The sequence below is a fragment of the Cupriavidus sp. DL-D2 genome (assembly GCF_039710735.1).
Lineage (GTDB): Bacteria > Pseudomonadota > Gammaproteobacteria > Burkholderiales > Burkholderiaceae > Cupriavidus.
Genome location: NZ_JBDKXK010000018.1, coordinates 52,957 through 77,207, shown reverse-complemented (window position 1 = coordinate 77,207; position 24,251 = coordinate 52,957). Strand labels below are relative to the sequence as shown.

23 protein-coding genes and 1 tRNA gene are annotated in these 24,251 nt (G+C 64.4%); 9 read left to right on the top strand and 15 right to left on the bottom strand.

Annotation, left to right across the window (positions count from 1 at the left end; all coding sequences use genetic code 11):
* Positions 1 to 14 precede the first annotated feature (14 nt).
* The 5 genes from ampD to ccsA all read right to left on the bottom strand — a co-directional run bounded on the left by ampD (position 15) and on the right by ccsA (position 5,648).
* Positions 15 to 623, bottom strand: coding sequence for a 1,6-anhydro-N-acetylmuramyl-L-alanine amidase AmpD (ampD, locus tag ABDB81_RS12550; protein WP_137923341.1), 609 nt, complete (start codon positions 621 to 623; stop codon positions 15 to 17).
* Complete coding sequence (locus ABDB81_RS12545) at positions 616 to 2,316, bottom strand: sigma-54 dependent transcriptional regulator (protein ID WP_346811354.1); 1,701 nt, start codon at positions 2,314 to 2,316, stop codon at positions 616 to 618. Before ABDB81_RS12545 ends, ampD begins: the two co-directional genes overlap by 8 nt.
* A 25-nt stretch (positions 2,317 to 2,341) precedes the next feature.
* Positions 2,342 to 4,369: a histidine kinase dimerization/phospho-acceptor domain-containing protein gene (locus ABDB81_RS12540; protein WP_137923343.1), complete on the bottom strand. Its 2,028-nt coding sequence runs from the start codon at positions 4,367 to 4,369 to the stop codon at positions 2,342 to 2,344.
* Positions 4,369 to 4,647: a PP0621 family protein gene (locus tag ABDB81_RS12535; RefSeq protein ID WP_137923344.1), complete on the bottom strand. Its 279-nt coding sequence runs from the start codon at positions 4,645 to 4,647 to the stop codon at positions 4,369 to 4,371. Before ABDB81_RS12535 ends, ABDB81_RS12540 begins: the two co-directional genes overlap by 1 nt.
* A gap of 65 nt (positions 4,648 to 4,712) precedes the next feature.
* Positions 4,713 to 5,648 (bottom strand): cytochrome c biogenesis protein CcsA, encoded by a 936-nt coding sequence (ccsA, locus tag ABDB81_RS12530; protein ID WP_137923345.1) that lies wholly within the window; start codon positions 5,646 to 5,648, stop codon positions 4,713 to 4,715.
* Between the two features lie 128 nt (positions 5,649 to 5,776).
* On the opposite strand from ccsA, the gene ffh reads away from it, so the two are divergent.
* Entirely contained in the window at positions 5,777 to 7,168 is a 1,392-nt protein-coding gene (ffh, locus tag ABDB81_RS12525; protein ID WP_137923346.1) for a signal recognition particle protein, read from the top strand.
* Between the two features lie 44 nt (positions 7,169 to 7,212).
* Positions 7,213 to 7,755, top strand: a complete 543-nt coding sequence (locus tag ABDB81_RS12520; protein WP_137923347.1) for a hypoxanthine-guanine phosphoribosyltransferase — start codon at positions 7,213 to 7,215, stop codon at positions 7,753 to 7,755.
* A gap of 33 nt (positions 7,756 to 7,788) precedes the next feature.
* Here ABDB81_RS12520 and ABDB81_RS12515 read toward each other — a convergent pair whose 3' ends face one another.
* The 6 genes from ABDB81_RS12515 to ABDB81_RS12490 form a co-directional block, all read right to left on the bottom strand.
* Positions 7,789 to 8,421: a LysE family translocator gene (locus ABDB81_RS12515; protein ID WP_160472977.1), complete on the bottom strand. Its 633-nt coding sequence runs from the start codon at positions 8,419 to 8,421 to the stop codon at positions 7,789 to 7,791.
* Between the two features lie 112 nt (positions 8,422 to 8,533).
* Positions 8,534 to 9,172 (bottom strand): LysE family transporter, encoded by a 639-nt coding sequence (locus tag ABDB81_RS12510; RefSeq protein WP_346811350.1) that lies wholly within the window; start codon positions 9,170 to 9,172, stop codon positions 8,534 to 8,536.
* Positions 9,173 to 9,280: 108 nt separating this feature from the next.
* Positions 9,281 to 10,078 (bottom strand): AraC family transcriptional regulator, encoded by a 798-nt coding sequence (locus ABDB81_RS12505; protein WP_160472979.1) that lies wholly within the window; start codon positions 10,076 to 10,078, stop codon positions 9,281 to 9,283.
* 7 nt (positions 10,079 to 10,085) lie between these two features.
* On the bottom strand, positions 10,086 to 11,012 hold the full coding sequence (locus ABDB81_RS12500) for a 2OG-Fe(II) oxygenase (protein ID WP_160472980.1): 927 nt from the start codon (positions 11,010 to 11,012) through the stop codon (positions 10,086 to 10,088).
* The gene (locus ABDB81_RS12495; protein WP_346811456.1) at positions 11,009 to 11,692 is read right to left on the bottom strand and encodes a lytic transglycosylase domain-containing protein; all 684 of its coding nucleotides are present in this window, start codon (positions 11,690 to 11,692) and stop codon (positions 11,009 to 11,011) included. The genes ABDB81_RS12500 and ABDB81_RS12495 overlap by 4 nt, the downstream gene beginning before the upstream one ends.
* A 106-nt stretch (positions 11,693 to 11,798) precedes the next feature.
* Complete coding sequence (locus ABDB81_RS12490) at positions 11,799 to 13,520, bottom strand: proline--tRNA ligase (protein ID WP_346811348.1); 1,722 nt, start codon at positions 13,518 to 13,520, stop codon at positions 11,799 to 11,801.
* Positions 13,521 to 13,714: 194 nt separating this feature from the next.
* Here ABDB81_RS12490 and ABDB81_RS12485 point away from each other — a divergent pair, with 194 nt between their 5' ends.
* Both ABDB81_RS12485 and ABDB81_RS12480 read left to right on the top strand, forming a co-directional pair.
* A complete protein-coding gene (locus ABDB81_RS12485) occupies positions 13,715 to 14,410 on the top strand; it encodes an RNA pyrophosphohydrolase (protein WP_346811346.1) in 696 nt (231 codons plus the stop codon).
* Positions 14,403 to 14,993 (top strand): CNP1-like family protein, encoded by a 591-nt coding sequence (locus ABDB81_RS12480; RefSeq protein WP_137923354.1) that lies wholly within the window; start codon positions 14,403 to 14,405, stop codon positions 14,991 to 14,993. The genes ABDB81_RS12485 and ABDB81_RS12480 overlap by 8 nt, the downstream gene beginning before the upstream one ends.
* Before the next feature lie 103 nt (positions 14,994 to 15,096).
* Here the strand turns inward: ABDB81_RS12480 and proB are convergent, their stop codons facing one another.
* The 4 genes from proB to rplU form a co-directional block, all read right to left on the bottom strand.
* Positions 15,097 to 16,215, bottom strand: a complete 1,119-nt coding sequence (gene proB, locus ABDB81_RS12475; protein ID WP_137923355.1) for a glutamate 5-kinase — start codon at positions 16,213 to 16,215, stop codon at positions 15,097 to 15,099.
* Between the two features lie 49 nt (positions 16,216 to 16,264).
* Positions 16,265 to 17,362: a GTPase ObgE gene (gene obgE, locus ABDB81_RS12470; RefSeq protein WP_137923356.1), complete on the bottom strand. Its 1,098-nt coding sequence runs from the start codon at positions 17,360 to 17,362 to the stop codon at positions 16,265 to 16,267.
* Positions 17,363 to 17,573: 211 nt separating this feature from the next.
* Positions 17,574 to 17,834 (bottom strand): 50S ribosomal protein L27, encoded by a 261-nt coding sequence (rpmA, locus tag ABDB81_RS12465; protein WP_071015560.1) that lies wholly within the window; start codon positions 17,832 to 17,834, stop codon positions 17,574 to 17,576.
* Between the two features lie 51 nt (positions 17,835 to 17,885).
* The gene (gene rplU / locus ABDB81_RS12460) at positions 17,886 to 18,197 is read right to left on the bottom strand and encodes a 50S ribosomal protein L21 (RefSeq protein WP_008647259.1); all 312 of its coding nucleotides are present in this window, start codon (positions 18,195 to 18,197) and stop codon (positions 17,886 to 17,888) included.
* Between the two features lie 509 nt (positions 18,198 to 18,706).
* Here rplU and ispB point away from each other — a divergent pair.
* From ispB to ABDB81_RS12435, 5 genes are all read left to right on the top strand, one after another.
* Positions 18,707 to 19,636, top strand: a complete 930-nt coding sequence (gene ispB / locus ABDB81_RS12455) for an octaprenyl diphosphate synthase (protein WP_137923396.1) — start codon at positions 18,707 to 18,709, stop codon at positions 19,634 to 19,636.
* Positions 19,637 to 19,777: 141 nt separating this feature from the next.
* A tRNA-Pro gene (locus ABDB81_RS12450) sits at positions 19,778 to 19,854 on the top strand.
* 325 nt (positions 19,855 to 20,179) lie between these two features.
* On the top strand, positions 20,180 to 21,901 hold the full coding sequence (gene pilB, locus ABDB81_RS12445; RefSeq protein ID WP_137923357.1) for a type IV-A pilus assembly ATPase PilB: 1,722 nt from the start codon (positions 20,180 to 20,182) through the stop codon (positions 21,899 to 21,901).
* Positions 21,902 to 22,051: 150 nt separating this feature from the next.
* Positions 22,052 to 23,314 (top strand): type II secretion system F family protein, encoded by a 1,263-nt coding sequence (locus tag ABDB81_RS12440; protein WP_137923358.1) that lies wholly within the window; start codon positions 22,052 to 22,054, stop codon positions 23,312 to 23,314.
* 18 nt (positions 23,315 to 23,332) lie between these two features.
* Positions 23,333 to 24,232 carry an A24 family peptidase gene (locus tag ABDB81_RS12435; protein WP_283205133.1) on the top strand — a complete coding sequence of 300 codons (900 nt, stop codon included), beginning with the start codon at positions 23,333 to 23,335 and terminating at the stop codon, positions 24,230 to 24,232.
* Positions 24,233 to 24,251: the final 19 nt, after the last annotated feature.

The window sequence follows — 24,251 nt, the reverse complement described above, 5'->3', positions numbered from 1 at the left end:
AATACGAAACCGAATTAGCCCTGTCGCAAATATGGCAATAACGCCACAGGCAACTTCGCCAGCGTGACGAACCGGGCCCAATCGAAACATGGTCCCGGATCGGTCTTGCGACCGGGTGCGACATCGCTATGTCCGGCAACGCCCTGGATCGGATAGGCGGTGCGCAGCGCAGCCACCAACGCGGCGGCCGTCGTGTATTGGGCCGGGGTGAACGGCACATCGTCCGTGCCCTCGATCTCGATGCCGATCGAGAAATCGTTGCAACGCTGCCGTCCGCAGTACTCGGACTGCCCGGCATGCCAGGCCCGTTGCGTGCAGGCCACGAACTGCACCAGTTCGCCTTCACGGGAGATCAGGAAATGCGCCGACACCCGGACATCGCGGATGGTTTGGAAGAAAGGATGGCGCGAGGCATCGAGCCGGTTCTGGAAGAACGCCTCGATATCGCCGGTGCCGAACTGTCCCGGCGGCAGGCTGATGTTGTGGATGACCACCACGTCCACCGGCATGCCATCCGGGCGTGCGTCGAAGTTCGGCGACGGCACGCGCCGCGCGGCGGGCACCCAGCCGTCGGCATCGGGCAGGTAGCCAGGCTGGTTGCCCAGCGCGCCGCGGTCAGCCATCGCGGCCCTCGTTTTCGGCGAGCGATTCACCGTCCTCGCTGGCGTCGCCACCGTCCCGGCCATCGCGCCCTTCCCGTTCGTCGCGGATACCGAGCTGCTGGATGCGATACCGCAACTGGCGGAAATTCAGGCCCAGCAACGGCGCCGCGGCCGTGCGGTTGAAGCCGGTCTGGTGTAGCGCGCGAAGAATCAGTTCCCGCTCCATGGCTTCGAGCCGGGCCGGCAGGTTGATCGGTAGTGCGAGTCCGGCCAATGCATCGGCCAACGGATCGCTTTCCCGCACGGCTGCCAGCGGGGCCGGTTCGGCCGGCAGTTCCGGCTCCTCCGGCTGACTCGATATTCCCGCTACACCAGCCGGTGCGTGCGAGGGAGCAGACCAGCCCGACGTCGAACCCCAAGCCTGATAGGCAGGCGGCGGCGCCATCTGGACTGGCGGCATCTGGCCCATGTGGGGCCCGCGCGGCTGCAGCAGGTTCGCGCGCTCCATGCCGGCTTCGAGCGGCCCCAGGTCGGCCACCTCGATCTCTTCGGTCTCCGCAAACGCGTAGGCACGTTCGAGCAGGTTTTCGAGTTCCCGCACGTTGCCCGGGAACGGGTAGGCACGCAAACGCTCCAGCGCCTCGCGCGACAGCCGCTTCGGATGCGCGTCGCCGTAACGCACCGCCAGATGTTCCAGGATCGCCCGCGCCAGCACCGGCACGTCTTCACCGCGCTCGCGCAGCGTGGGCATGCGCAGTTCCAGCACGTTGAGCCGGTAATACAAATCCTGGCGGAACGTGCCGGCGGCCACCATCGCGGCCAGATCCTTGTGGCTCGCGCACATGACGCGCACATCGACGCTGTCTTCCTTGCTGGCGCCGATCTTGCGCACGCGCCGCTCCTGCAGTGCGCGCAGCAGCTTGACCTGCATGGCCAGCGGCAGGTCGGCCACCTCGTCGAGCATCAGCGTGCCGCCGTGCGCGGCCTGGAAAATGCCACCGCGTTCAGCATCCGCGCCCGTGAAGGCACCCTTCACATGGCCGAAGAATTCGGACTCCATCAGCGTTTCCGGAATCGCGCCGCAGTTCACGGCCACGAATGGATGCACGGATCGCGCGCTGATGGCGTGGATGGCCCGCGCCGCGCGCTCCTTGCCGCTGCCGGACTCGCCACTGATCACCACCGGCGCCATGCTGCGGGCCAGCCGCGTCAGGGACCGGCGCACCTCCTGGATGGCCGCCGACTGCCCAGGCAGTAGCCCGGCAGCGCGATCGCCCAGATCGGCGATCTCCGCGCCCTCTGCAGCCACCGCACCATCCGCCGGCATGCGCTGGTGGCGGCCCAGCGCGTTAAGGATCAGCGTGCGCAACTGATCGAGCGACACCGGCTTGGCGATGTAGTCGAACGCGCCCGCCTTGAGCGCATCCACGGCATTGTCCGCGCTGCCATATGCGGTGATCACGGCCACCGGCGTGCGCTCGGGCGAGGCCGACAGTTGCCGTACGATCTCGATGCCGAGTCCGTCGCCCAGCCGCATATCGGTCAGCACCAGGCTGTAGCGGCGCTCGGCCAGCCGGATGCGCGCCTCGGCCAGGGAGCCGGCCATGACCACATCGTGGCCCATGCGGCGTAGCGAAATGTCGAGCAGTTCGCGCAGGTCTGCCTCGTCGTCGATGACGAGGATCGGATCAGGAGCGGACGGTCTGGCGGGCATGTTGGGAGGCGTCTTTATTGTGGTGTCAACTTGGCGAAGCAGCAGCGACGGTGTCGGGGGTCTCGATGCGCATCGTCAGCACGAAGGCTTTGGCCGGCAGTGTATCGCGAGCCCCGCCGGCCAGCATGCCCGTGCGTTCCAGCAACGCCTCCAGCGCCACGGTGCCGTAGCGCACCTGCGCATCGTTGGCGCCGCACAGCTCGCGCGCCATGAACAGGCCCAGCCCGGTGCCTTGCGGGTTGCTGGTGAAGAACGGCTCGAACAGACTGCGCTGCTGCTCGCGCGTCACCTCGGCGCCATCGTTCCAGACGATCAGTTCGGCATGGTGCTGGTCCAGCGCATGGGCCAGCAGCCGGATCGACCCCGGCAGCCGGCTGCAGTAGCGCCAGGCGTTGTCCAGGAGATTGCCCAGCACCTGCTGCAACTGCGCCGTATCGAAGATCACGGGCCGTCGCAGGTCCACTGTCACGCGGATGGCATTGGGATTCACGTCGGTGCGCGTGCCGGCCCGCGAGCGCATCTCCGCCCGCCAGCGATCCACGATGTCCGGCAACGCCTGTGAAAGATCCGCCGAACTGTGACCGGTCTTCGGACGTCGCGAGAGTTGCAGTACGTCGGAAATCACCTGATCCAGCCGCCGCACGTTGTCGCTAATGATGCGCAGCAGGCGTGCATCGATATTGCCTTCACCGCCCTCCCCCGCGCCCGAATCGGCCAGCAGTTCATTGGCCTGGCTGATCGCCGCCAGCGGGTTGCGGATCTGGTGCGCCACGCTGGCCACCAGCCGGCCCATCGCCGCGAGTTTTTCCTGCTGCACCTGCTCGGCAATCCGCTCCCAGCTTTCGATGTGCACCAGCACCGTGTCACGCATCTCGCTGCGCAGCAGCGTCTCGTCGGCCGGACTCCATGCCATGGCCTCGTTCTGCGCGATGGCCAGCCGCAGCCGCGCCGCGCCCTCGGGAGACAGGTCATTCCAGCTTGCGGTGTCGAGCCCGGTCGGCGACGTCATCACACTGGATAGCGTCGAACGCAAGCCGGCCAGCCCGGGCAGCACAAAGCGCAGGCGCAGCCGGGTATGCAGCATCGGACTGCGCGCGGAGGTGGGACGCGACGGCAGCGGCAGCAACTGCAGGATGCGCGGCACATCGTCCTTGCGCGCGATCCAGTCGCGCAGCATTTCCATCAACGGCTGCAGCCGCGCAATCCGGCGCAGGTCGAACAACGCGTTCTCACGCTCGCCGGCGCGCACCTGCCCTTCGCGAATCCGCTCGTTGGGCTGCACCCCCAGCAGCACGAACGCTGCCGGATTGGCCGCCACCACCACGCCGTTGGCGCGCACCAACATCACGCCATCCTGCATGTCGTTGACCATCAGCCGGTTCACCAACTGCTGCAGCCGCAGCTCCTGTTCGCGCGCCAGCGCCAGTTGCTCCTGGGCGATCTGCCGATTGGCCAGCATGTACATCAGCCATGCCGCGATCATGAAGACCAGCCCGAACAGGCCCGAGCCCAGCAGGTTGGCGTCTGCCTGCCGCGCCAGCAGGGTCTGCAGGAACGGGTTGGCCATTACCAGCATGGCGGACACGGCGGCCGCCGACAGCGCAAACAGCAGGCTGGTCAGCGCGCCAGCCTCCAATGCGGGCAGCAGGAAGATCATCGCCAGCCCTTCGCCGTGGCTGCCACTGCGGCCCATCACCGTATAGACGGCCGCGAGCAACATCAGGTCGACGATGACCTGCACGCGCACGCGCAAGTGAAAATGGCGCCGCCAGAACGAGGCTACCAGCGAGAGGATGCCGATCAGCAGGTACGGCAACACGACCGGAATGGCCGCGGCAGTGCGGGCGCTGGTGGCGATGGCAATCGACATGTCCGCCGTACCGCGCTCCATGGGGAGCCAGGCATAGCCGAACAGCAGCAGAGCCATTGCCAACCGGGTCCAGCAGAAATAGCGGAGCAGGCGCCAGTGAAATTCAGGCGGCTCGGGCTGGCGCCAGAGATCGACCAGCATGCGCCAGCCGTTCAGCGACGACCATCCCGGCGCCCGCTTCATCACGCGCCGCCTTCAGCAGACGAATCGGGCAGATGGCTGCGGCGGCAATAATGCAGGCCGCGCCAGGCAATGGCATCGGTGCGCGGCAGGTGGACGCCGCATTGCGCGCATTGCACCATCGGCTCGATAGCGCCATCGCCGGTCGATGCCTCGGTCGCTGCCTGCTGGCGTTGCTGCGCGGAGTTGGTCCGGCTGGCCTCATCCCGTGCACTGGCGCGCGACCGGATCCACCAGACGATGCCCAGCACGACAGCCAGCAGCAGAAAGATTCTTGCCATGGGTCGGAGTCGCGGAAGAAAGCAGAAAAAGCGGGAGAAATGTAGAGAAGCAGACCGGCCGCAGGTCAGACCAGCCGGTGCAATACCACCTCGATCACGAAGCGGCTGCCCACATAGGCCAGCAGCAGGATGCCGAACGAGGCGATCACCCAGCGCAGCGCAGTGCGTCCACGCCAGCCGCGATAGACACGCCCGATCAGGATGCCGCCGAACATCAACCACGAGATGATCGCGAATACGGTCTTGTGATCCACACGGAAGGCCCGGGCGAACAATTGCTCGGAGAACAGGAATCCCGAGACGATCGTCAGCGTCAGCAGCACGAATCCTGCGGCGATCAGGCGAAAAAGCAGCTTCTCCAGCGTGAGCAGCGGCGGCAGCAGATCCAGCCAGCGGCCCAGCCACTGATCCGGCGCCCGTTCGCCCGTTGCGGGCCGGGTGAAACCGTGCAGGCGGCGCTCCGCCAGCAGCATCAGGAAAGCGTGGAAGGCGGCCAGGGTGAACAGGCCATACGCCACGTTGGCAATCACGAAATGCAACTTGAACAGCGGTCGTGCAGCGTAGCCAAGGATCTGCGTACCGGGGAATGCCAGCGGGATCAGGCTGGCCAGCATCGCCACGGGAAACACGATCAGCCCGAGTCCCGCCAGCGAGAAGAAAAAGCTTTCGATCCAGTAGATGCCCACGCCGAGCCACAACATCGCCGACAGCGCAAACGCGAAGCCGAAGATCATGCGGTCTGCGGGGAAGATCGTTTCGTGCAGCAGCATGCCGTGGCTGACCAGCGCCGCCATGACCAGTCCGTGCCACCAGGCCGGCTGGCCTTCCGTACGCGCGCCAGGTCCGGGCATCAGCACGGCTGCGGCCGCCGCGCCCGGTCTTCCGGGCTGGCCAAGTGTCGCCCCACCGGCCGTTGCGAGCCGCGGGTTGCGCGTTGCCCAGCCGTGAACGGCCAGGGCGCAGTAGAGAAGTGCCGTCAGGGCATACAGTACAATGGCCATTTACGCAGTTTACCCTAGTGCTTACACGGGCGGTTCGCGGGGAATCCGGACGATGGATCGCCGCCACATTACCCGCGAAAGCCCGCTGCGCCCCGCACACAAGCCGAACCTCCTCCCCCTTTCCTGCCATGCTGGATAACCTCACTCAACGCCTGGCGCGGGTCGTCAAGACCATGCGCGGCGAGGCCCGACTGACCGAGGCCAATACCGCCGAGATGCTGCGCGAAGTGCGCCTTGCCATGCTCGAAGCCGACGTGGCGCTGCCAGTCGTGCGCGACTTCATTGCCCGCGTCAAGGAAAAGGCCCTTGGCGAGGACGTGGTCACCAGCCTCACCCCGGGCCAGGCGCTCGTGGGCGTGGTGCAGCGCGAACTTACGGCCATCATCGGCGGCGATGAAGCGCTGGCCGATGCCAAGGCCAACGAGCTGAACCTGAACGTCCAGCCTCCCGCCATCATTTTGATGGCCGGCCTGCAGGGCGCCGGCAAGACCACCACCACCGGCAAGCTGGCGAAGTGGCTCAAGGAAAACCGCAAGAAGAAGGTGCTGACGGTTTCCTGCGACGTGTACCGTCCCGCCGCTATCGCCCAGCTCAAGACCGTATCCGAACAGGTGGGCGCGGATTTCTTCCCGTCGCAGCCTGACCAGAAGCCCATCGACATCGCGCGCGCTGCGCTCGACTGGGCCCGCAAGCACTATCACGATGTGCTGATCGTCGACACGGCCGGCCGGCTCGGTATCGACGAGGCGATGATGCAGGAGATCGCCGCGCTGCACACCGAACTGAAGCCCGCCGAGACGCTGTTCGTGGTCGATGCGATGCTCGGCCAGGATGCCGTGAACACCGCCAAGGCGTTCAACGATGCCCTGCCGCTGACTGGCGTCGTGCTGACCAAGCTCGATGGCGATGCGCGCGGCGGTGCGGCGTTGTCGGTGCGTCACATCACGGGCCGCCCGATCAAGTTCGTGGGCGTGGGCGAGAAGCTCGACGGCCTGGAAGCCTTCCACGCCGACCGCATGGCTCAGCGGATTCTGGGCATGGGCGACATCCTCGCACTGGTCGAGGAAGCCCAGCGCGGCGTGGACATGGAAGCCGCCGAGAAGCTCGCCAAGAAGATCAAGAAGACCGGGGGCTTCGACCTGGAAGACTTCAAGGCGCAGATCGGCCAGATGAAGAAGATGGGCGGCATCGGCAGCCTCGTGGACAAGCTGCCCGCGCAGTTTGCCCAGCAGGCCCAGGGCGCCAACATGGATCAGGCCGAGAAATCCGTGGGCCGCATGGAAGGCATCATCAACAGCATGACGCCGGCCGAACGCGCCAAGCCGGAACTGATCAAGGCCAGCCGCAAGCGCCGTATCGCGGCGGGCGCAGGCGTGCCGGTGCAGGAAGTCAATCGCCTCCTGAACCAGTTCGACCAGATGCAAGGCATGATGAAGAAGCTCAAGGGCGGCGGCATGATGAAGATGATGCGCCAGATGGGTGGGATGAAGGGCGGCATGAAGGGCCTGTTCAACCGCTGACCGGCGGCTGCATCCGCAAGACACTACGAAACAGGACACACAATATGATGACCGCTGAACAGGCCCGCGAACTCTGGGCCAGCTCCGAAGAGATCGTCAGCGCCGCCGAGGTGCAGGAGTCGCTGGACCGCATGGCCGGCGATATCACGGAGAAGATGGGCGACGCGTTCCCGCTGGTGCTGTCCGTGATGGGCGGCGCCGTGGTCTTCACCGGCATGCTGCTGCCCAAGCTGCAGTTTCCGCTGGAGTTCGACTACATCCACCTCTCGCGCTACAACAACAAGACCGTGGGCGGCGAAATGCAGTGGCGCGTGGCACCGCGCGAATCGGTCAAGGACCGTGTGGTGCTGGTGCTCGACGACATCCTGGACGAAGGCGAGACCATGGCCGCCATCCGCCAGCGCATCATGGACATGGGCGCCAAGGAATTCCACGCCGCCGTGCTGTGCGAGAAGACGCTCACCAAGCTCAAGCCGATGCATCCGGACTTCTGCGGCTTCAAGGTGCCGGATCGCTACGTCTTCGGTTGCGGCATGGACGTCAAGGGCTACTGGCGCAACCTCGGCGCCATCCGCGCCCTGGTCTGAACCTCAGTCTGTCCACCCCTCCCGGCGCCCCGCTCAGTGCGGATGGGCGCCGAGGATGGGATACAGGGAAGCCAGCAGCAACAGCGCCATCGTCACATTGAACACGCGCAGCACGCGCGGATTCGCCAGCCACTGCCGCAGCGCGGCGCCAAACACTGCCCAAGTCGTGATGCTCGGCAGGTTCACCACGCCGCACAGCGCCGCCATCAGCGCGGCATTGACCCACAGATTGGGATGCAGTACATAGGCGCTGCATGCGCCCACCGCCATCACCCACGCCTTCGGATTCACCCACTGGAACGCCGCCGCGCGCAGAAAGCTCATCGGCCGTGCCACCTCGCGATCCTGCAATCCGCCCGCCGTGGCCAGCTTCCAGGCCAGCCAGACTAAGTACGCCGTGGCCGCCACGCGCAGCACGCTCCACGTCCACGGAAACGCCGTGAACACCGATCCCAACCCTAGCCCGACCACGATCATCATGATCACCATGCCGATGCAGATGCCAAACAAATGCGGCACCGTCCGGCGCAGGCCAAAGTTCACGCCCGAGGCAAGCAGCATCGTGTTGTTGGGACCGGGGGTGATCGACGAGACGAGCACGAAAGCCGCATAGGCCATCAGCGCGCCAGTGCTTGCTGCAAGTTCGGGAGGAAGGGTCAGAGCCATGACGGCGCTCCAGGAAAATCAGGACAGGCGCTCAGTCTATGGACGGCAAACGGTACAGTACCGATACAGTTAGATCAAAAAGTGCCGGTACGGGGCTGGGTGCTCTGGAAGGCTAGTGCCGCGCAGCATTGACGGCCACGGCGATCGCCATTCCCAACAGCACTGCCCCGGTCATCCGTTCCAAGGTTCGCACCGAGCGGACAAACCGCCGCATCACCGCCGGATGACGGACAGCTGCGACCACCGCCACATCCCACAGCAACACCACGCCAAACATCCAGACGCCATAGGCCGCCTGCGCGGCGAGCGGTGTGCGCTGCCCGGCGAGGACGGCGAACAGACTCGCGTAGAACAACCCGTTCTTGGGATTCAGCACAGCCGAGAGAAAGCCCGTGCCCACGTGCACGAGCCAAGCGCCGCGCGGCGCGGTATCGGTCTGGGCGGAGAGTATCTCAACACTCCCGTGCGCGCGCAGGAATCGCCAGCCCATCCACGCCAGATAGCCGCAGCCCGCCCATTGCAAGGTGATGAAGACGCCGTTGACACCTGCCGATGCCGCGAGTCCCGCCATCGCCAGCGCGATATAGACACCGTTGCCCAGCGCGATGCCCAGGCACACGCCCGAGGCGCGCCGCACGCCCTCGACCATCGCCGCGCGCACAACCAGGAAGAAGTCCGGCCCGGGACTCAACAATGCCAGCGCGTGCGCGCCCGCGACCATCGCAAACTGCTGCCAGGGAAAATGTTCCATCGCCATACTCCATGCCGCAAAGGGACGGAGTCTGGAGAGATCGGCGCGGCGAGGATTGTAGAAAATTGCGCCCGGCCCGATTCGGTGGATTCAGCGGATTCAGCGGATTCAGCCAACGCGCTGATACGCGCCCGGCGTCATCGCTACCCGCTGCCGGAAGGCCCGGTGGAAATGGCTCTGATCGGCAAACCCGAGCTGCTGCGCCACGTCCGCTGGTGCGTCGCCCTGGCGCAGCAGGTGTCGCGCGCGGTTGATGCGAATGTCGAGCTGATAGGCATGGGGCGTCATGCCGAACTGCGCGCGGAACTGCCGGATCAACTGATAACGGCTCAGGCCCGCCACAGCAGCCAGTTCGGCCAGCGGCAGGCGATCGTCATGACGCGACTGCAGCATTGCGGTGACATCGTGCAGGTCCTGGGCATCGCTGCGTTGGGCATCCATGCCATCGCCGAGCATCTCCTGCAGGTCGCCGATACATGCCACCAGCGCCGATTCCTTTTCCACAGGATCGCTATCGGAAAACAGCACGGCATTCAGCGCGCAGACTGCCGCGTAAGCCTCCGCATCATGCGTGACGTGGATGCGCCGCAGCCCGGCCCGACCGGCCTCGTCGAGCACCGCATCGGCCCAGGCCGCTTCGATATGGATCATCTGGTAGCTCCACGCTGCATCGGGCTCGGGATTACACGCGTGGACGCAACCAGCCGGCACCCAGACCACTGCGCCCGGCGCGAGTCGCGTGACGTACGGGTCGTGGGTAAAGACGCTCCGGCCAGCGTCGACGGCGCCAACCGAGACCGTGGGATGGGTATGCGGAAGATAGGCGGCCCGACTGTCGCAGGCACTGCGACTCTCGACCATCGGCAAGGCAGGATCGAACCAGTATCGGGTGGCCTTGGCCGTCATGACGGGCTCAAGGCTTGCTGCGATACGGCAGTTCGCGCAGCCACTTGGTGGCGATCCACTTCTCGCCCGACTCCACCGGCAACCCCGCGTGCAGCGTGCGCTCGTCGAGTCCACCGTCGGGGAGCTTGTAGCTGAAGAACACCGCATTGCCCTTGACCGGTGCGACTTCGAGTCCAAGTCGTGGAAACGCCGTGGCACCGCCTGCTGGCGGGCTGTTCAGGTAGATCACCAGCGTGGCAACGCGCTGACCACCGACGCGCAGTTGGCGCGCTTCGCCAGGGCGTTGCGGATTGAAGAAATCGAAGTGCGGCTGATACTCGCCGCCGGGCTTGTAGTTCAGGATCTGCAGGCCCTCGCCATGGTCGGCGGGCAGGCCCGTTACTGCGGCGATGCGCGCCTCGATCCGCTCGATCAGCGCGTGCTCGCCCACCTGGAACATCGCGCCCATGCTGGTGCGGGCGTCGATCAGGTTCTCGGCACCGGTATCGGGATTGACCACCGGCGAGCGATGCAGCCGGTCTCTTGCGAGCGATATCAGCGCGTCGCACTCGGTGCCGTCGAGCAGGTTCTGCAGAAGCAGGATGCGCGGCGCTTCGAGTGCGAAGAGGATCGGAATCTCGCGTCCTTCGTGGCGGAAGACGTTGCTGCCGGCACCGGCCTCAGGCATCGCCTGCGCAGTTGCCCCGGCGGTAGGCTGAAGCATCGGCTGCCGGGCCTGCATCGGCATGGGCGCCTGCGCCGGCGTTGGCCGGATCGGCGCACGATGGCCCAGCGCAGCATTCACCGTATCGCGAGCAAACCCGGCGTCGTACCCCGAGCGCAGCATCGACAGCACCAGCGATTCGGCGTCGAAGCCCTGATCGATATGGCGACGCAACCACTGTTCAAGCTCGGGCGACGAAGCGCTATAGCCCGTGCGATGCTCGCGCGTCATGACGGATTGGCCAGCCGCTGCGGCGAGAACGGATTGCGCGCGGGCAGTTCCGGCGGCAGCGTTCGGCGCGACGGCGTATTGACAGCCGGCGCCGCGCCATCGGGATCGCCAGCAATCGTCACGGTGGCTTCCGAGTACTGCCAGCGCTTCCATGCGGCAAGCACCGCGTTCGGATACTCGGGACGTCCGCGGCTGCCGTTGTAGCGGCCCAGCGCCAGGAACAGGTCGCCATTCTCGCGATCGAGGTAATGGCGCAGGATCGTGCAACCGTAGCGCAGGTTGCTTTGCAGATGGAACAGCTTGCGCGTGTCGCCGTCGCCAATGGTGCGCACCCAGAACGGCATCACCTGCATCAACCCGCGCGCATCCGCCGAGCTGATCGCATACTTCCGAAAGCCGCTCTCGACCTGCACCAGACCCAGCACCAGCGACGGCTCCAGTCCCGCGCGCTTGGCTTCGTAATAGACGGATTCGATCAGCTCGACGCGCGCCTGCGGGTTCGGCATCCGCGACTCCAGCCGCACCGACATCTCCCCGAGCCACTTCAGGTAGCCCATCTTCTCGCCGCCTGACGCAAACGTCGGGCGCACGGGACGGTTGTCGGCGATGGCTGCGGCCAGCGCGCCACGGACGGAATCGGCGAGTGCCTCCTCCTTCTGCGCGCCGGCATGGGCGGGCATCGCCACGGCACAGAGTAGCAAGGCCGCGGCGAGCGCCGCAGACCAGCGGCGCGGCATCGTGAGAGCAGATTGACGAAACACCAGGCGCATGACGATAGGCGACCGATCAGCCGGCTAGCAGGCCACGCACATGCGCAACCACGTTGGCCACGGCGACCGGCGTTGCCTGGGCGTCGCGGCGGCCCTGGTATTCGACGTTGCCTTCCTTGAGGCCACGGTCGCCCACGACCACGCGGTGCGGCACGCCAATCAGCTCCCAGTCGGCAAACATCACGCCCGGGCGCTCGCCACGGTCGTCCAGGATCACGTCGATGCCCGCAGCCAGCAGTTCAGCGTGGATGCGGTCGGCCTCGGCCTTCACGGCCTCGTTGCGGTCATAACCGACCGGGCACACCACCACTGCAAACGGGGCGATGGCGGCCGGCCAGATGATGCCGCGCTCGTCGTAGTTCTGCTCGATTGCCGCGCCCAGGATACGGGTCACGCCAATGCCGTAGCAGCCCATCTGCATCGGCTGGGTCTTGCCGTTCTCGTCGAGATACGTGGCGCGCATCGATTCCGAGTAGCGCGTGCCGAGCATGAACACGTGGCCCACCTCGATCCCGCGGCAGATTTCCAGCGTGCCCTTGCCGTCCGGCGAAGCATCGCCAGCCACCACGTTGCGCAGATCCGCCACCACGGGCTCGGGCAGGTCGCGGCCCCAGTTCACACCCGTGTAGTGATAATCGCGCTCGTTGGCGCCGCAGCAGAAATCGGCCATGTTGGCCACCGTGCGGTCCGCCACCAGCTTGACTGGCTTTTTCGTGCCGATCGGGCCGAGGTAGCCCGGGGGCGAGCCGAACGTGTCGACGATCTCGCTTTCGGTGGCGAATCGGAACTCAGTCAGGCCCGGCACCTTCGATGCCTTCACTTCGTTCAGTTCGTGGTCGCCACGGATCAGCAATAGCCAGATCTGCACGCCCGCATCGCCCTCGGTGGCCAGCACAATCGACTTGACCGTGCGTGCCAGCGGGATGCCCAGGAACTCGGCCACGTGCTCGCACTTGGCCTTCTCGGGCGTCGAGGTCTTCGTCAGTTCCTCGGCCGGTGCAGCGCGCTCGGCCTGCAGCGGCAGGGCCTCGGCAGCTTCCATATTGGCCGCGTACTCCGACGTGGGGCAATAGACGATGGCGTCTTCGCCAGTCTCTGCAATCACGTGGAACTCGTGCGAACCGGAGCCGCCAATGGCGCCGTTGTCGGCCGCCACGGCGCGGAACTCCAGGCCGAAACGCTGGAAGATGCGCGTATAAGCGTCGTACATGTTCCGGTACGAGACCTTCAGGCCCTCCACGTCACGGTCGAACGAGTACGCGTCCTTCATCGTGAATTCGCGGCCGCGCATGATCCCGAAGCGGGGACGGCGCTCGTCGCGGAACTTGGTCTGAATCTGATAGAAATTGACCGGCAGTTGCTTGTAGCTGCGGATATCGCTGCGGGCGATATCGGTCACGACTTCCTCGGACGTGGGCTGGACGGCGAAATCGCGCTCGTGGCGATCCTTCAGGCGCAGCAGTTCCGGGCCCATCTTGTCCCAGCGACCCGTTTCCTGCCAGAGCTCGGCCGGCTGGATGACCGGCATCGACAGTTCCACCGCACCAGCGCGGTTCATTTCCTCGCGCACGATGTTCTCCACCTTGCGGATCACGCGCAGCCCCACCGGCATGTAGCTGTAGATGCCGGCGCCGAGCTTCTTGATCATGCCGGCGCGCATCATCAGCTTGTGGGACACGATTTCCGCGTCCGCGGGTGCTTCCTTGAGGGTGGAAATGAAGAATTGCGAGGCTTTCATGCGTTGCTTTCTCGTAAGACCGGGCACGGCGGGTCGTTCCGACCGCGCCGCCCGCCCGGCTGCCATGGGCTGCCATTGGAGAGGACGCGCCTGAAACTGCCCATTTGCTCGGGAAAACCAGCATTCCCCGCGGCGGGCCTAGTTGCGCGCATCCTTTATAATCGTCGTAATTCTAAAGGATTCGAGGTGCAGTCATGCTCGATCGTGAAGGCTTTCGCCCGAACGTCGGCATCATCCTCATCAACGCACGTAACGAGGTCTTCTGGGGCAAGCGAATCGGCGAACACTCCTGGCAGTTTCCGCAAGGTGGCATCAAGTACGGCGAAACGCCTGAACAGGCCATGTACCGCGAGCTACAGGAAGAAGTCGGCCTGCTACCGGAGCACGTCAGGATCGTCGGTCGCACGCGCGACTGGCTGCGTTATGAGGTGCCGGACAAGTTCATCCGCCGCGAGATCCGCGGCCATTACAGGGGCCAGAAACAAATCTGGTTTTTGCTGCGCATGGTGTGTCGCGATTGCGACATCCACCTGCGTGCCTCAGACCATCCCGAATTCGACGCCTGGCGCTGGAGCCAGTACTGGGTACCGCTGGACGCAGTCATCGAATTCAAGCGCGACGTGTACCAGCTGGCGCTGACCGAGTTGTCACGCTTCCTGCATCGCGCCCGCGTGCCGTTGAGCCCGTACGGGCACCACCATGGTCACCACGGTCGTCATGGCGATGACGCGCGTCCGGTGCATCAAGTGGCGGACGAATCCAATGTCGAACCGGCAGCGGACACCCCATCGGTTACCATCCACGCAACAGCGCAAGCTGCTGATGTGCCGGCGACCGCATCTGTTGCGCCGGCCAGTCCGGCAACCACCTCACGGAGTTCAGATGAATAGTTTCAGCGGCCGGGGCCTTCGTGCCGGCCTGTTGTGCATGACCGCCTGCCTGGTGCTGGCGGGTTGCAAGACCACCGGCAAGGGCATGCCCGAGGAAGAGGAAAAGGCCAGCAGCAGCGGCTTCGTCAATCCGTTCGAGGACAAGCCGTTCAAGGAACAGCAGACCACGCTGCCCGCGTTGCCCCAGGATGCCGACCTGATTCCCTTCTCGGTCAACGACTCGTCGGACAATTTCCGATTCGCCGTGGATCAGAAGTCCATCTCCGTGGGCGATGACAACGTGGTGCGCTACACCGTGGTCATCACCAGCACGGGCGGCGGCCGCAACGTCAGCTACGAAGGCTTGCGTTGCGATGCCTTCGAGCGTCGCATCTACGCCACGCTGCCCAAGGACGCCCCCGCCTGGGTGCCGAACATGGGCGAGGAACGCGACTTGTGGATTCGCATGCAGACCCGTGCACGCAACGCCTATGCGGCAACGCTGGCGCGGGACTACTTCTGCGATGGGCGCACCGTGGCAGGCAAGCCAGATCGCCTGATCCGCGACCTGAAGGCATATGCACCGCGCCGGACCGGACCGTGAGCTGACGTCGATTTGCGCCAAAACAAAACGGCGAGCCCAGTTGGCTCGCCGTTTTGTTTTGTATCCCTTGGTTGCGTGCTGCTGATTCGCTACCGGGTCAATCTCAAACCAGAACGAGGTTGTCGCGATGAATCAGTTCGGGCTCGTTCAGGTGCCCCAGCACCGATTCAATTTCTGACGATGGCTTGCGTGCGATCAAGCGTGCCTCGGCACTGGAATAGTTCGTGATGCCGCGCGCGACCTCGCGACCTTCCGTATCCACGCACGCGATGACCTCGCCGCGCGCGAACTCGCCCTGCACCTCGGTCACCCCGATCGGCAGCAGCGACTTGCCGCCTCCGGTCAGCTTCTCCACGGCACCGGCGTCGATCAGCACACGGCCGCGCAACTGCAGGTGGTCGGCCATCCATTGCTTGCGAGCGGTCAGCCGACCCGTCGGCGCCAGCAACTGCGTACCGATCGCCTCGCCCGTCGCCAGACGTCCGAGAACATCCTGCTCGCGGCCCGAGGCAATCGTCGTGTGCGCGCCCGACTTGGCCGCACGCTTGGCAGCCAGGATCTTGGTCAGCATGCCACCCCGGCCGATCGACGAACCCGCACCGCCGGCCATCGCCTCCAGTTCCGGCGTGCCCGCCAGCGCCTCGTCGACGAACTGGGCGGCCGGGTCCTTGCGTGGATCGGCGGTGTAGAGGCCGCGCTGATCGGTGAGGATCACCAGCGCATCGCCTTCGATCAGGTTGGTGACCAGTGCGCCGAGCGTATCGTTGTCGCCGAACTTGATTTCGTCGGTAACCACGGTGTCGTTCTCGTTGATGATCGGCACCACGCCAAGCCCCAGCAGCGTCAGCAGCGTGGAGCGTGCATTCAGGTAGCGCTCGCGATCCGCCAGATCGGCATGGGTCAGCAATACCTGCGCGGTACGGATGCCATAGCGCCCAAACTGGCTTTCGTAGACCTGCGCCAGGCCCATCTGGCCCACGGCGGCGGCAGCCTGCAGTTCGTGAATTTCCTTGGGACGCCGCGACCAGCCCAGCCGTTGCATCCCTTCGGCGATGGCGCCCGAACTGACCAGCACCACCTCCTTGCCCGTGCCGCGCAACTTGGCAATCTGCGCCGCCCAGCGTGCGATGGCATCGTGATCCAGCCCTTTGCCGTCGTTGGTAACCAGGCTCGAACCTACTTTGACGACGATGCGTTTTGCCTGGGCGATGACCGATTGCATGGCGGGGTCCTGTCTCCGATGGTTCTTATGATGATGGGCGGATGCCGGTTCAGTCTTCTGACCCGTCCCGTTCGACGTTGTGCAGACGGTCGTCCAGGCGGATATCGGGTTCGGCCAGTGCCGCGGCCTCTTCGGCTTTCAACGCGACCAGGTGATCCTTGATCGCGTAGATCAGTTCACGGCAGCCCTCGCCGGTCAGCGCCGAGATATGGAACACCGGACCCTTCCACTTGTAGCGCTTGATGAAGTCCTTGATGCGAGCTGCGCGTTCCTCTTCGGGCACCACGTCCAGCTTGTTCAGCACGAGCCAGCGCGGCTTCTCGTACAGCGATTCGTCGTACTTCTTCAGCTCGTTGACGATGGCCTTGGCCTCCGCCACCGGGTCCACCGCTTCGTCGAACGGGGCGAGGTCCACGATATGGAGCAGCAGGCCAGTGCGCTGCAGGTGGCGCAGGAACTGGTGACCCAGCCCGGCACCCTCGGCGGCGCCCTCGATCAGGCCAGGAATATCGGCCACGACAAATGACTGCTCATGATCCACGCGGACCACGCCCAGATTCGGGTGGAGCGTGGTGAACGGGTAGTCGGCCACCTTCGGGCGGGCATTCGAGATATGCGAGATCAGGGTCGATTTGCCCGCGTTGGGCATGCCCAGCAGGCCCACGTCCGCCAGCACCTTCAGCTCGAGCTTCAGCATGCGGCGTTCGCCGGGCTTGCCGTCCACCTGCTGGCGCGGCGCGCGGTTGGTACTCGACTTGAAGTGCAGGTTGCCCCAGCCGCCGATGCCGCCTTCGGCCAGGCACACCAACTGACCATGCTCGGTCAGGTCGGCCAGGACCTGGTCGGTATCCATGTCGATGATTTGCGTGCCCACGGGCATGCGCAGCGTGATGTCTTCGCCAGCCGCGCCGTAGCAGTCTGCCCCACGGCCGTTCTCGCCATTCTTCGCCACGTGCTTCTTCGCGTAGCGGAAATCGATCAGCGTATTGATATTGCGGTCGGCCTGCGCGAATACGCTGCCGCCCCGCCCACCGTCACCACCATCGGGGCCGCCGAACGGCACGAATTTTTCGCGACGCATCGAAGCACTTCCGTTGCCGCCATTGCCGGCGATCGCTTCGATACGAGCTTCGTCGATGAACTTCATATTAGTTTTCTTTCCGAGGAGGTTCCGGCAAGCAAGTTGCCGACCGAAAACGCTGCCAAAACGGAGCGAGGCGTTCTGGACCAGACGTGGCCGCAGACAGTAAATGTTACGGCAAGGCCGTGCCCCAACGCCAGAATCGTTTGGGTAGCGTTCTCAAAACAAAAAAAGCCCCGCATGCGATGCGGGGCCTTTCGTGCTGCAAAGGCTGTTATCAGGCCGCCGGGACGACGCTGACTTGCTGCTTCTTGGCAGCGCCCTTGACGGCGAACTGCACGTGGCCGTCCACCAGCGCGAACAGGGTGTGGTCCTTGCCCACGCCCACGTTATCGCCAGCGTGAACACGCGTGCCGCGTTGACGAACGATGATGCCGCCGGCGTTGATAGCCTGACCACCGAACACCTTCACGCCCAGACGCTTCGATTCCGAATCACGGCCGTTCCGCGTGGAACCGCCGCCTTTTTTCTGTGCCATGTCTTAACTCCAGTTGACCTATTGCGATGTTGCCTGTGTCCGAGCCGAGGCTCAGGCCACGATGGCTTCGATGCGCAGTTCGGTGTAATTCTGACGATGGCCCTGACGCTTCTGGTAGTGCTTGCGACGGCGCATCTTGAAGATCTTCACCTTGTCGTGACGACCTTGGGCGATAACGGTAGCCTTGACGGAAGCCCCGCTCACCAGCGGCGTACCAAATTTGATTTGGTCGCCAGCGCCCACTGCGAGCACCTGGTCCAGCGTGATTTCTGCGCCAATGTCAGCCGGTATCTGTTCTACTTTAAGTTTTTCGCCAGCAGCAACCTTGTATTGCTTGCCGCCGGTTTTTACGACCGCGTACATTGTCGAACCTCTCATGTATGAATGAAACGAGGAATGCTGCCCCGACGGCCGAAGCCGCCCGAGCCGGCGCCGTTTCGTGCGCCGCAAACGGTGCGCGCACGTAGACGCGACCGAAGGAACCGGGGATTATAGCGCTGTTTACAGAAAAGGCAAAGAAAACAACGAGATAGCCAGCCGGAGCACAGGCTGCGGCGGGAGGCGCACACCGAGGTTGCGCGGATCAGGTCAGGTCGGCCAGCAGAAACCCGGCCAGGGCAGCGAACGCCACCCACCAGGCGGTGCGACGGACCTGCGGTCGAGTCGATCGAGGCTTGTCCATGCGCGGCATTATAGATGCACGGTACCCCGCCCCACATCATGACTAACCCGCCCGAGGAACCACTCGGTCGCCGGAAGGGAACCGTCATACACCAACGCGCATCGCATATAATCCCCCGGTTTCGCGAATCGGTGATCTGATCTTGTCCCAGTCTTCCGCCACTGCCTTGCTTGCCCCGGTCGCTGCCGACATGCGCGCCGTTGACGCCGTTATCCGCCGACGCCTGTCGTCGGAGGTTCCGCTGGTCGAACAGATCGGCGAATACATCATCAGTGCGGGCGGCAAGCGCCTGCGTCCGGTGATCCTGCTGCTTTCCGCGCGGGCATTTGGCTATGAAGGTCATCGCCATCACGAACTGGCCGCCGTGGTGGAGTTCATCCACACCGCCACGCTACTCCACGACGATGTGGTGGACGAGTCCGAACTGCGCCGGGGCCGCCAGACAGCCAATGCCGTGTTCGGCAACGCCGCCAGCGTACTGGTTGGCGACTTCCTCTACTCCCGCGCCTTCCAGATGATGGTGGACGCCGGCAGCATGCGCATCATGGAGATTCTCTCCAACGCCACCAACGTGATTGCCGAGGGCGAGGTGCTGCAGCTGCTGAACATGCACGACCCGGACGTCACCGTGGAGCGCTACCTGCAGGTGATCCGCTACAAGACGGCCAAACTGTTCGAAGCCTCGGCCCAACTGGGTGCCGTGCTGGCCGGTGCCGACGCCGCAATGGAAGAGGCCGCCGCCGAGTACGGCCGCCGCATCGGCACGGCTTTCCAGTTGATCGACGACATGCTCGACTACACGGCAAGCGCCGAACAGATGGGCAAGAACGCCGGCGACGATCTGCGTGAAGGCAAGCCTACCCTGCCGCTGCTGCACCTGCTGGAGCACGGCACGGCAGAACAACGCGAACTGGCACGCGAGGCCATCGTCCAGGGCGGCACAGAGCATTTCGACGCCGTGTTCGCGGCCATCCATGCCAGCGGCGCGCTCGACATCACCTTTGCCGCCGCCCAGCGCGAGGCCGAGGCCGCCGCAGCCGCCGCGAAGCAGTTCCCCGACTCGCCGCTCAAGGACACCCTGATCGAACTCTGCGCCTTCTCGCTGCAACGCCAGAGCTGACAGAGACGGGCCGGACGACGCACGGCGCCCTGCCGAATTTCTTGAGAAAGGGCCTTCCCATCCTCCGGAAACGCTGCTAAACTTTTGTTCTTTGCTGCTGACGGCGCAAGGTTTTCGACAGCCGAAGGAAGCAATAAAAATCGGGGTGTAGCTTAGCCTGGTAGAGCGCTACGTTCGGGACGTAGAGGCCGGAGGTTCGAATCCTCTCACCCCGACCAGATTTCGATGATCACGACGATTGGCAACGATATCCTCGCGCAGCATCAAACGCAGTATTCACAAAAAGCCGCACAGCAATGTGCGGCTTTTTGTTTTCCCTTCGCGCTCCTGCGCCCCTCGTTTCTCCCCCCTTTTCTTCCCCCCGCGCAAGTAGGGTTGCAGCCGTGTCGCGCAAACGCCAACGGGCCCGCGCGCCGGCTTTACAAAAAGTGACCCCGACGGCAAACTGCCTCGGTCCGGGACTTCGCCCCCGCTCCCACCGCCGTTAACAAGCGCGCGCCTGGCTCCTTCAGGCTGACCTGCGCATCACGCACAGTTTTCGCCATGACACTAGGCTTAGCACTAGCCCAGAGCCGGCGGATCGCACCAGCGCTGCTCGCGCAGCTGGAGCAATCGGCCCGGGAGAAGAAGTCGCAATTGATCGACGAGATCATCGGCAGCGGCACGATGTCCGCGCACGATATCGCGATCTTTGCCGCCGACAAGTACCGCTTGCCGCTGCTCGATCTCGCGCAATACAACCTCAGCCGCGTGCCGCCTGCACTGGCCGGCAACCGCGAATTCCACGCGCATCGGCTGCTGCCGCTGGCGCGGCGCGAGAACCGGCTGATCGTGGCGATGTCCGATCCGGCCAACCAGGCGGGTGTGGAAGCGATCCAGCAGAAGTTCAACCTCCCCGTGGAAACCGTGGTCGTCGAGCACGACAAACTGATGAAGCATGTGCGCGCGGCCGGGGAAGCGCTGGGCACGCTCAAGAATATCTCGCCGGTCACGCCCACCGCGACGAAGATGATCGAGTATGACCCCTCGGCGGCGGCTGCCGCGCGCAAGGGGCCCGGCAACGAGATCGACGATGCGCCGGTGGTCCGGTTCCTCCAGAAGCTGTTGACCGAAGCGTTCAACCGCGGCGCCTCCGACCTCCACTTCGAACCGTTCGAGTTCTTCTACCGCATCCGCTACCGTGTGGACGGCGTGCTGCAGGAGGTTGCGCGTCCGCCGCTCGATATCCGCGACAAGATCGCCACGCGCATCAAGGTGCTGTCGCGCCTGGATATCTCCGAGAAGCGCGTGCCGCAGGACGGCCGCATGAAGCTGCTGATCTCGGTGCCCAAGGACAAGGAAGGCAAGGAAACGACCGACAAGGCCATCGATTTCCGCGTCTCGACGCTGCCGACGCTGTTCGGCGAGAAGATCGTGATGCGGATTCTCGACTCCTCGACCGACAAGCTAGACATCGACCAGCTTGGCTACGAGCCGCAGCAGAAGGCGCTGCTGATGGAGGTCATCAAGCGCCCGTATGGCATGGTCCTTGTGACCGGCCCGACGGGTAGCGGCAAGACCGTGTCGCTCTATACGTTCCTGAACATGTTGAATCAGGGCGACATCAACATCTCCACGGCCGAAGACCCTGCAGAAATCCAGCTGCCCGGCATCAACCAGGTCAACGTCAACGACAAGGCGGGCCTGACCTTTGCGGCGGCGCTGAAGTCGTTCCTGCGGCAGGATCCGGACATCATCATGGTCGGCGAAATCCGGGACCTGGAAACGGCCGATATCTCGATCAAGGCCGCCCAGACGGGCCACCTTGTGCTGTCCACGTTGCACACGAACGACGCCCCCACGACGCTGACACGCCTGATGAACATGGGCGTGGCACCATTCAACATCGCGTCGTCGGTACTCATGATTACCGCGCAGCGTCTGGCGCGCCGGCTGTGTACGTGCAAGAAGGCAGGCGCCCTTGCGCCGCAGGTGCTGATCGACGCAGGATTTGCCGAGGCCGATATCGATGGTTCCTGGACGCCTTATCACCCGGTGGGATGCGAGCGCTGCAACGGCAGCGGCTACAAGGGTCGATGCGGTATCTACCAGGTCATGCCGATTTCGGAAGCCATGCAGCAGATCATCCTGTCGCACGGCACGGCACTGCAGATTGCGGAACAGGCCCGGCGCGAAGGCGTGCTGTCGCTGCGCGACTCGGGGCTGCTGAAGGTCAAGCAAGGGGTGACGTCGCTGGAAGAAGTGCTGGCGACGACGAACAGTTAGCAGCAGAAGCGCAGCAGAAAAGGAAGCCGCCGGGCGCGCAGCCGGGGCGGCTCCAGGAGGGGTAGGCTGCGCAAACGGCATCCGCGCGACGATGCGGATGCCCTAAAAACAAAAGCAGTTCCATAGCAATTCAGTCGGGGGTCAAACATCATGGCGACGCGCGCACCAGCGGCGAGCGCCCGGACGGCAGCACCGTCGCGGGCCAGAGGGCGGAAAGCGCCCACGCAGTACATCTTCGAATGGGAAGCCAAGGACCGGAAGGGCAAGTCCTTCAAGGGCGAGCAGCGGGCCGAGAATCAGGCCGAGGTTTCGGCCACCTTGCGCAAGCAGGGGCTGACCGTCGTCAAGATGAAGAAGCGCAAGGCGGCGCGCGGCAAGAAAATCACAGAGAAGGACATCGCGTACTTCACGCGCCAGCTTTCGACGATGCTCAAGGCGGGCATTCCGCTGCTGCAATCGATCGACATCATCGCGCGCGGCCACTCCAACCCGAACTTCACGCAACTGCTGAACGACATCCGCTTCGACATCGAGGCGGGTAGCAGCATGGCCACGGCGTTCCGGCGCCAGCCGAAGTACTTCGACACGCTCTACTGCAATCTCATCGACGCCGGCGAGCAAGGCGGTATCCTCGACGCGCTGCTCGAGCGGTTGTCGCTGTACATGGAGAAGAGCATCGCGCTGAAGAGCCAGATCAAGTCCGCGATGATCTATCCGATCGCCGTGCTGAGCGTGGCCTTCGCGGTGACGGTGGTGCTGATGATCTTCGTGATCCCGGCCTTCAAGGGCGTGTTCTCTAGCTTCGGCGCGGCACTGCCTGCGCCGACGCAGGTCGTGATCAACATGTCGGACTTCTTTGTCACCTACTGGTATGCGGTGATCGGCATCCCGATCGGATCGATCATCGGATACTTCCACGCTCGCAAGAAGTCGGAGAAGGTGCAGCGCTGGCATGACAAGGCCCTGCTGAAAATGCCGATCTTCGGCAGCCTGTTCCGCAAGGCGGTGATCGCGCGCTGGACACGTACGCTCGCCACCATGTTTGCAGCCGGTACGCCGCTCGTGGAATCGATGGAGTCAGTAGCCGGTGCGGCCGGCAACTGGCTTTACTATGATGCGACGCGCGAGATCGAGCAGTCGGTGCGGATCGGTACAAGCCTGACGAATGCGATGCAGGCCACGCATGTATTCGACAACATGGTGCTGCAGATGACGCAGATCGGCGAGGAATCCGGCGCACTGGACAACATGCTGCTGAAAGTGGCGGAGTTCTACGAGCGCGAGGTGGACGACGCCGTTGCCGCTATTTCCAGCCTGATCGAACCGCTGATCATCGTGATCCTCGGCGTGCTGATCGGCGGCATGGTGGTGGCCATGTACCTGCCTATCTTCAAGCTCGGCCAAGTGGTCTAACGAAGGATGGTGTCACCGATGCAAGCCGTACCGGGCGCCAGCGGCGCCATTCCGTTGGTCCCGCTGGACATGCTGGCGGCACTCCCGCCAGCGTTCCTGATTGTCGTGGCCGGGCTGCTCGGCCTGCTGGTCGGCAGCTTCCTGAATGTCGTGATCCATCGCTTGCCGAAGATGATGGATCACGAAGAAGCCAACTACATTGCCGAACTCCGGGGCGAGCCGCTCCCGCACCCGGAGCGCTACAACCTCATGGTGCCGCGCTCGGCCTGCCCCCACTGCCATCACCAAATTGCGGCGTGGGAGAACATTCCCGTCGTCAGCTATCTGTTCCTGCGCGGGCGCTGCGCATCCTGCAAGACGCCGATCAGCATCCGATATCCGCTCGTCGAGGCCGTGACAGCCGCACTCAGCGCGCTGGCGATGTGGCATTTCGGGCCGACGGTGCAGGCGGTGGCTGCCATTGCCATGCTCTGGTCGCTGGTGGCGCTGTTCATGATCGATGCCGATACCCAGTTGCTGCCCGACCAGATCACACTGCCACTGCTGTGGCTCGGACTGTTGCTGAATCTGCAGGGCTGGTTCGCTCCGCTGGCCGATGCCGTCATCGGCGCGGCCGCGGGCTATCTGGTGCTATGGACCGTCAACACGGTCTACCGGCTGGTGCGCGGGCACGATGGCATGGGGTACGGCGATTTCAAGCTGATGGGGGCGCTGGGCGCCTGGTTCGGCTGGCAGTCACTGCCGCCGCTGATTCTGCTGTCGTCAATCGTGGGAGCCGTGCTCGGCGGCGCGCTGCTGCTCCTGCAACGCAAGGGCAAGGACACACAGTTCCCGTACGGACCGTATATCGTCGGCGCGGGCGTGGTCTACCTGTTCTTCGGCGAGAGCATCCGGCCGCTGGTGCTGCCCGGGCTGTAGTTTCAAAGCTGGTATCGTT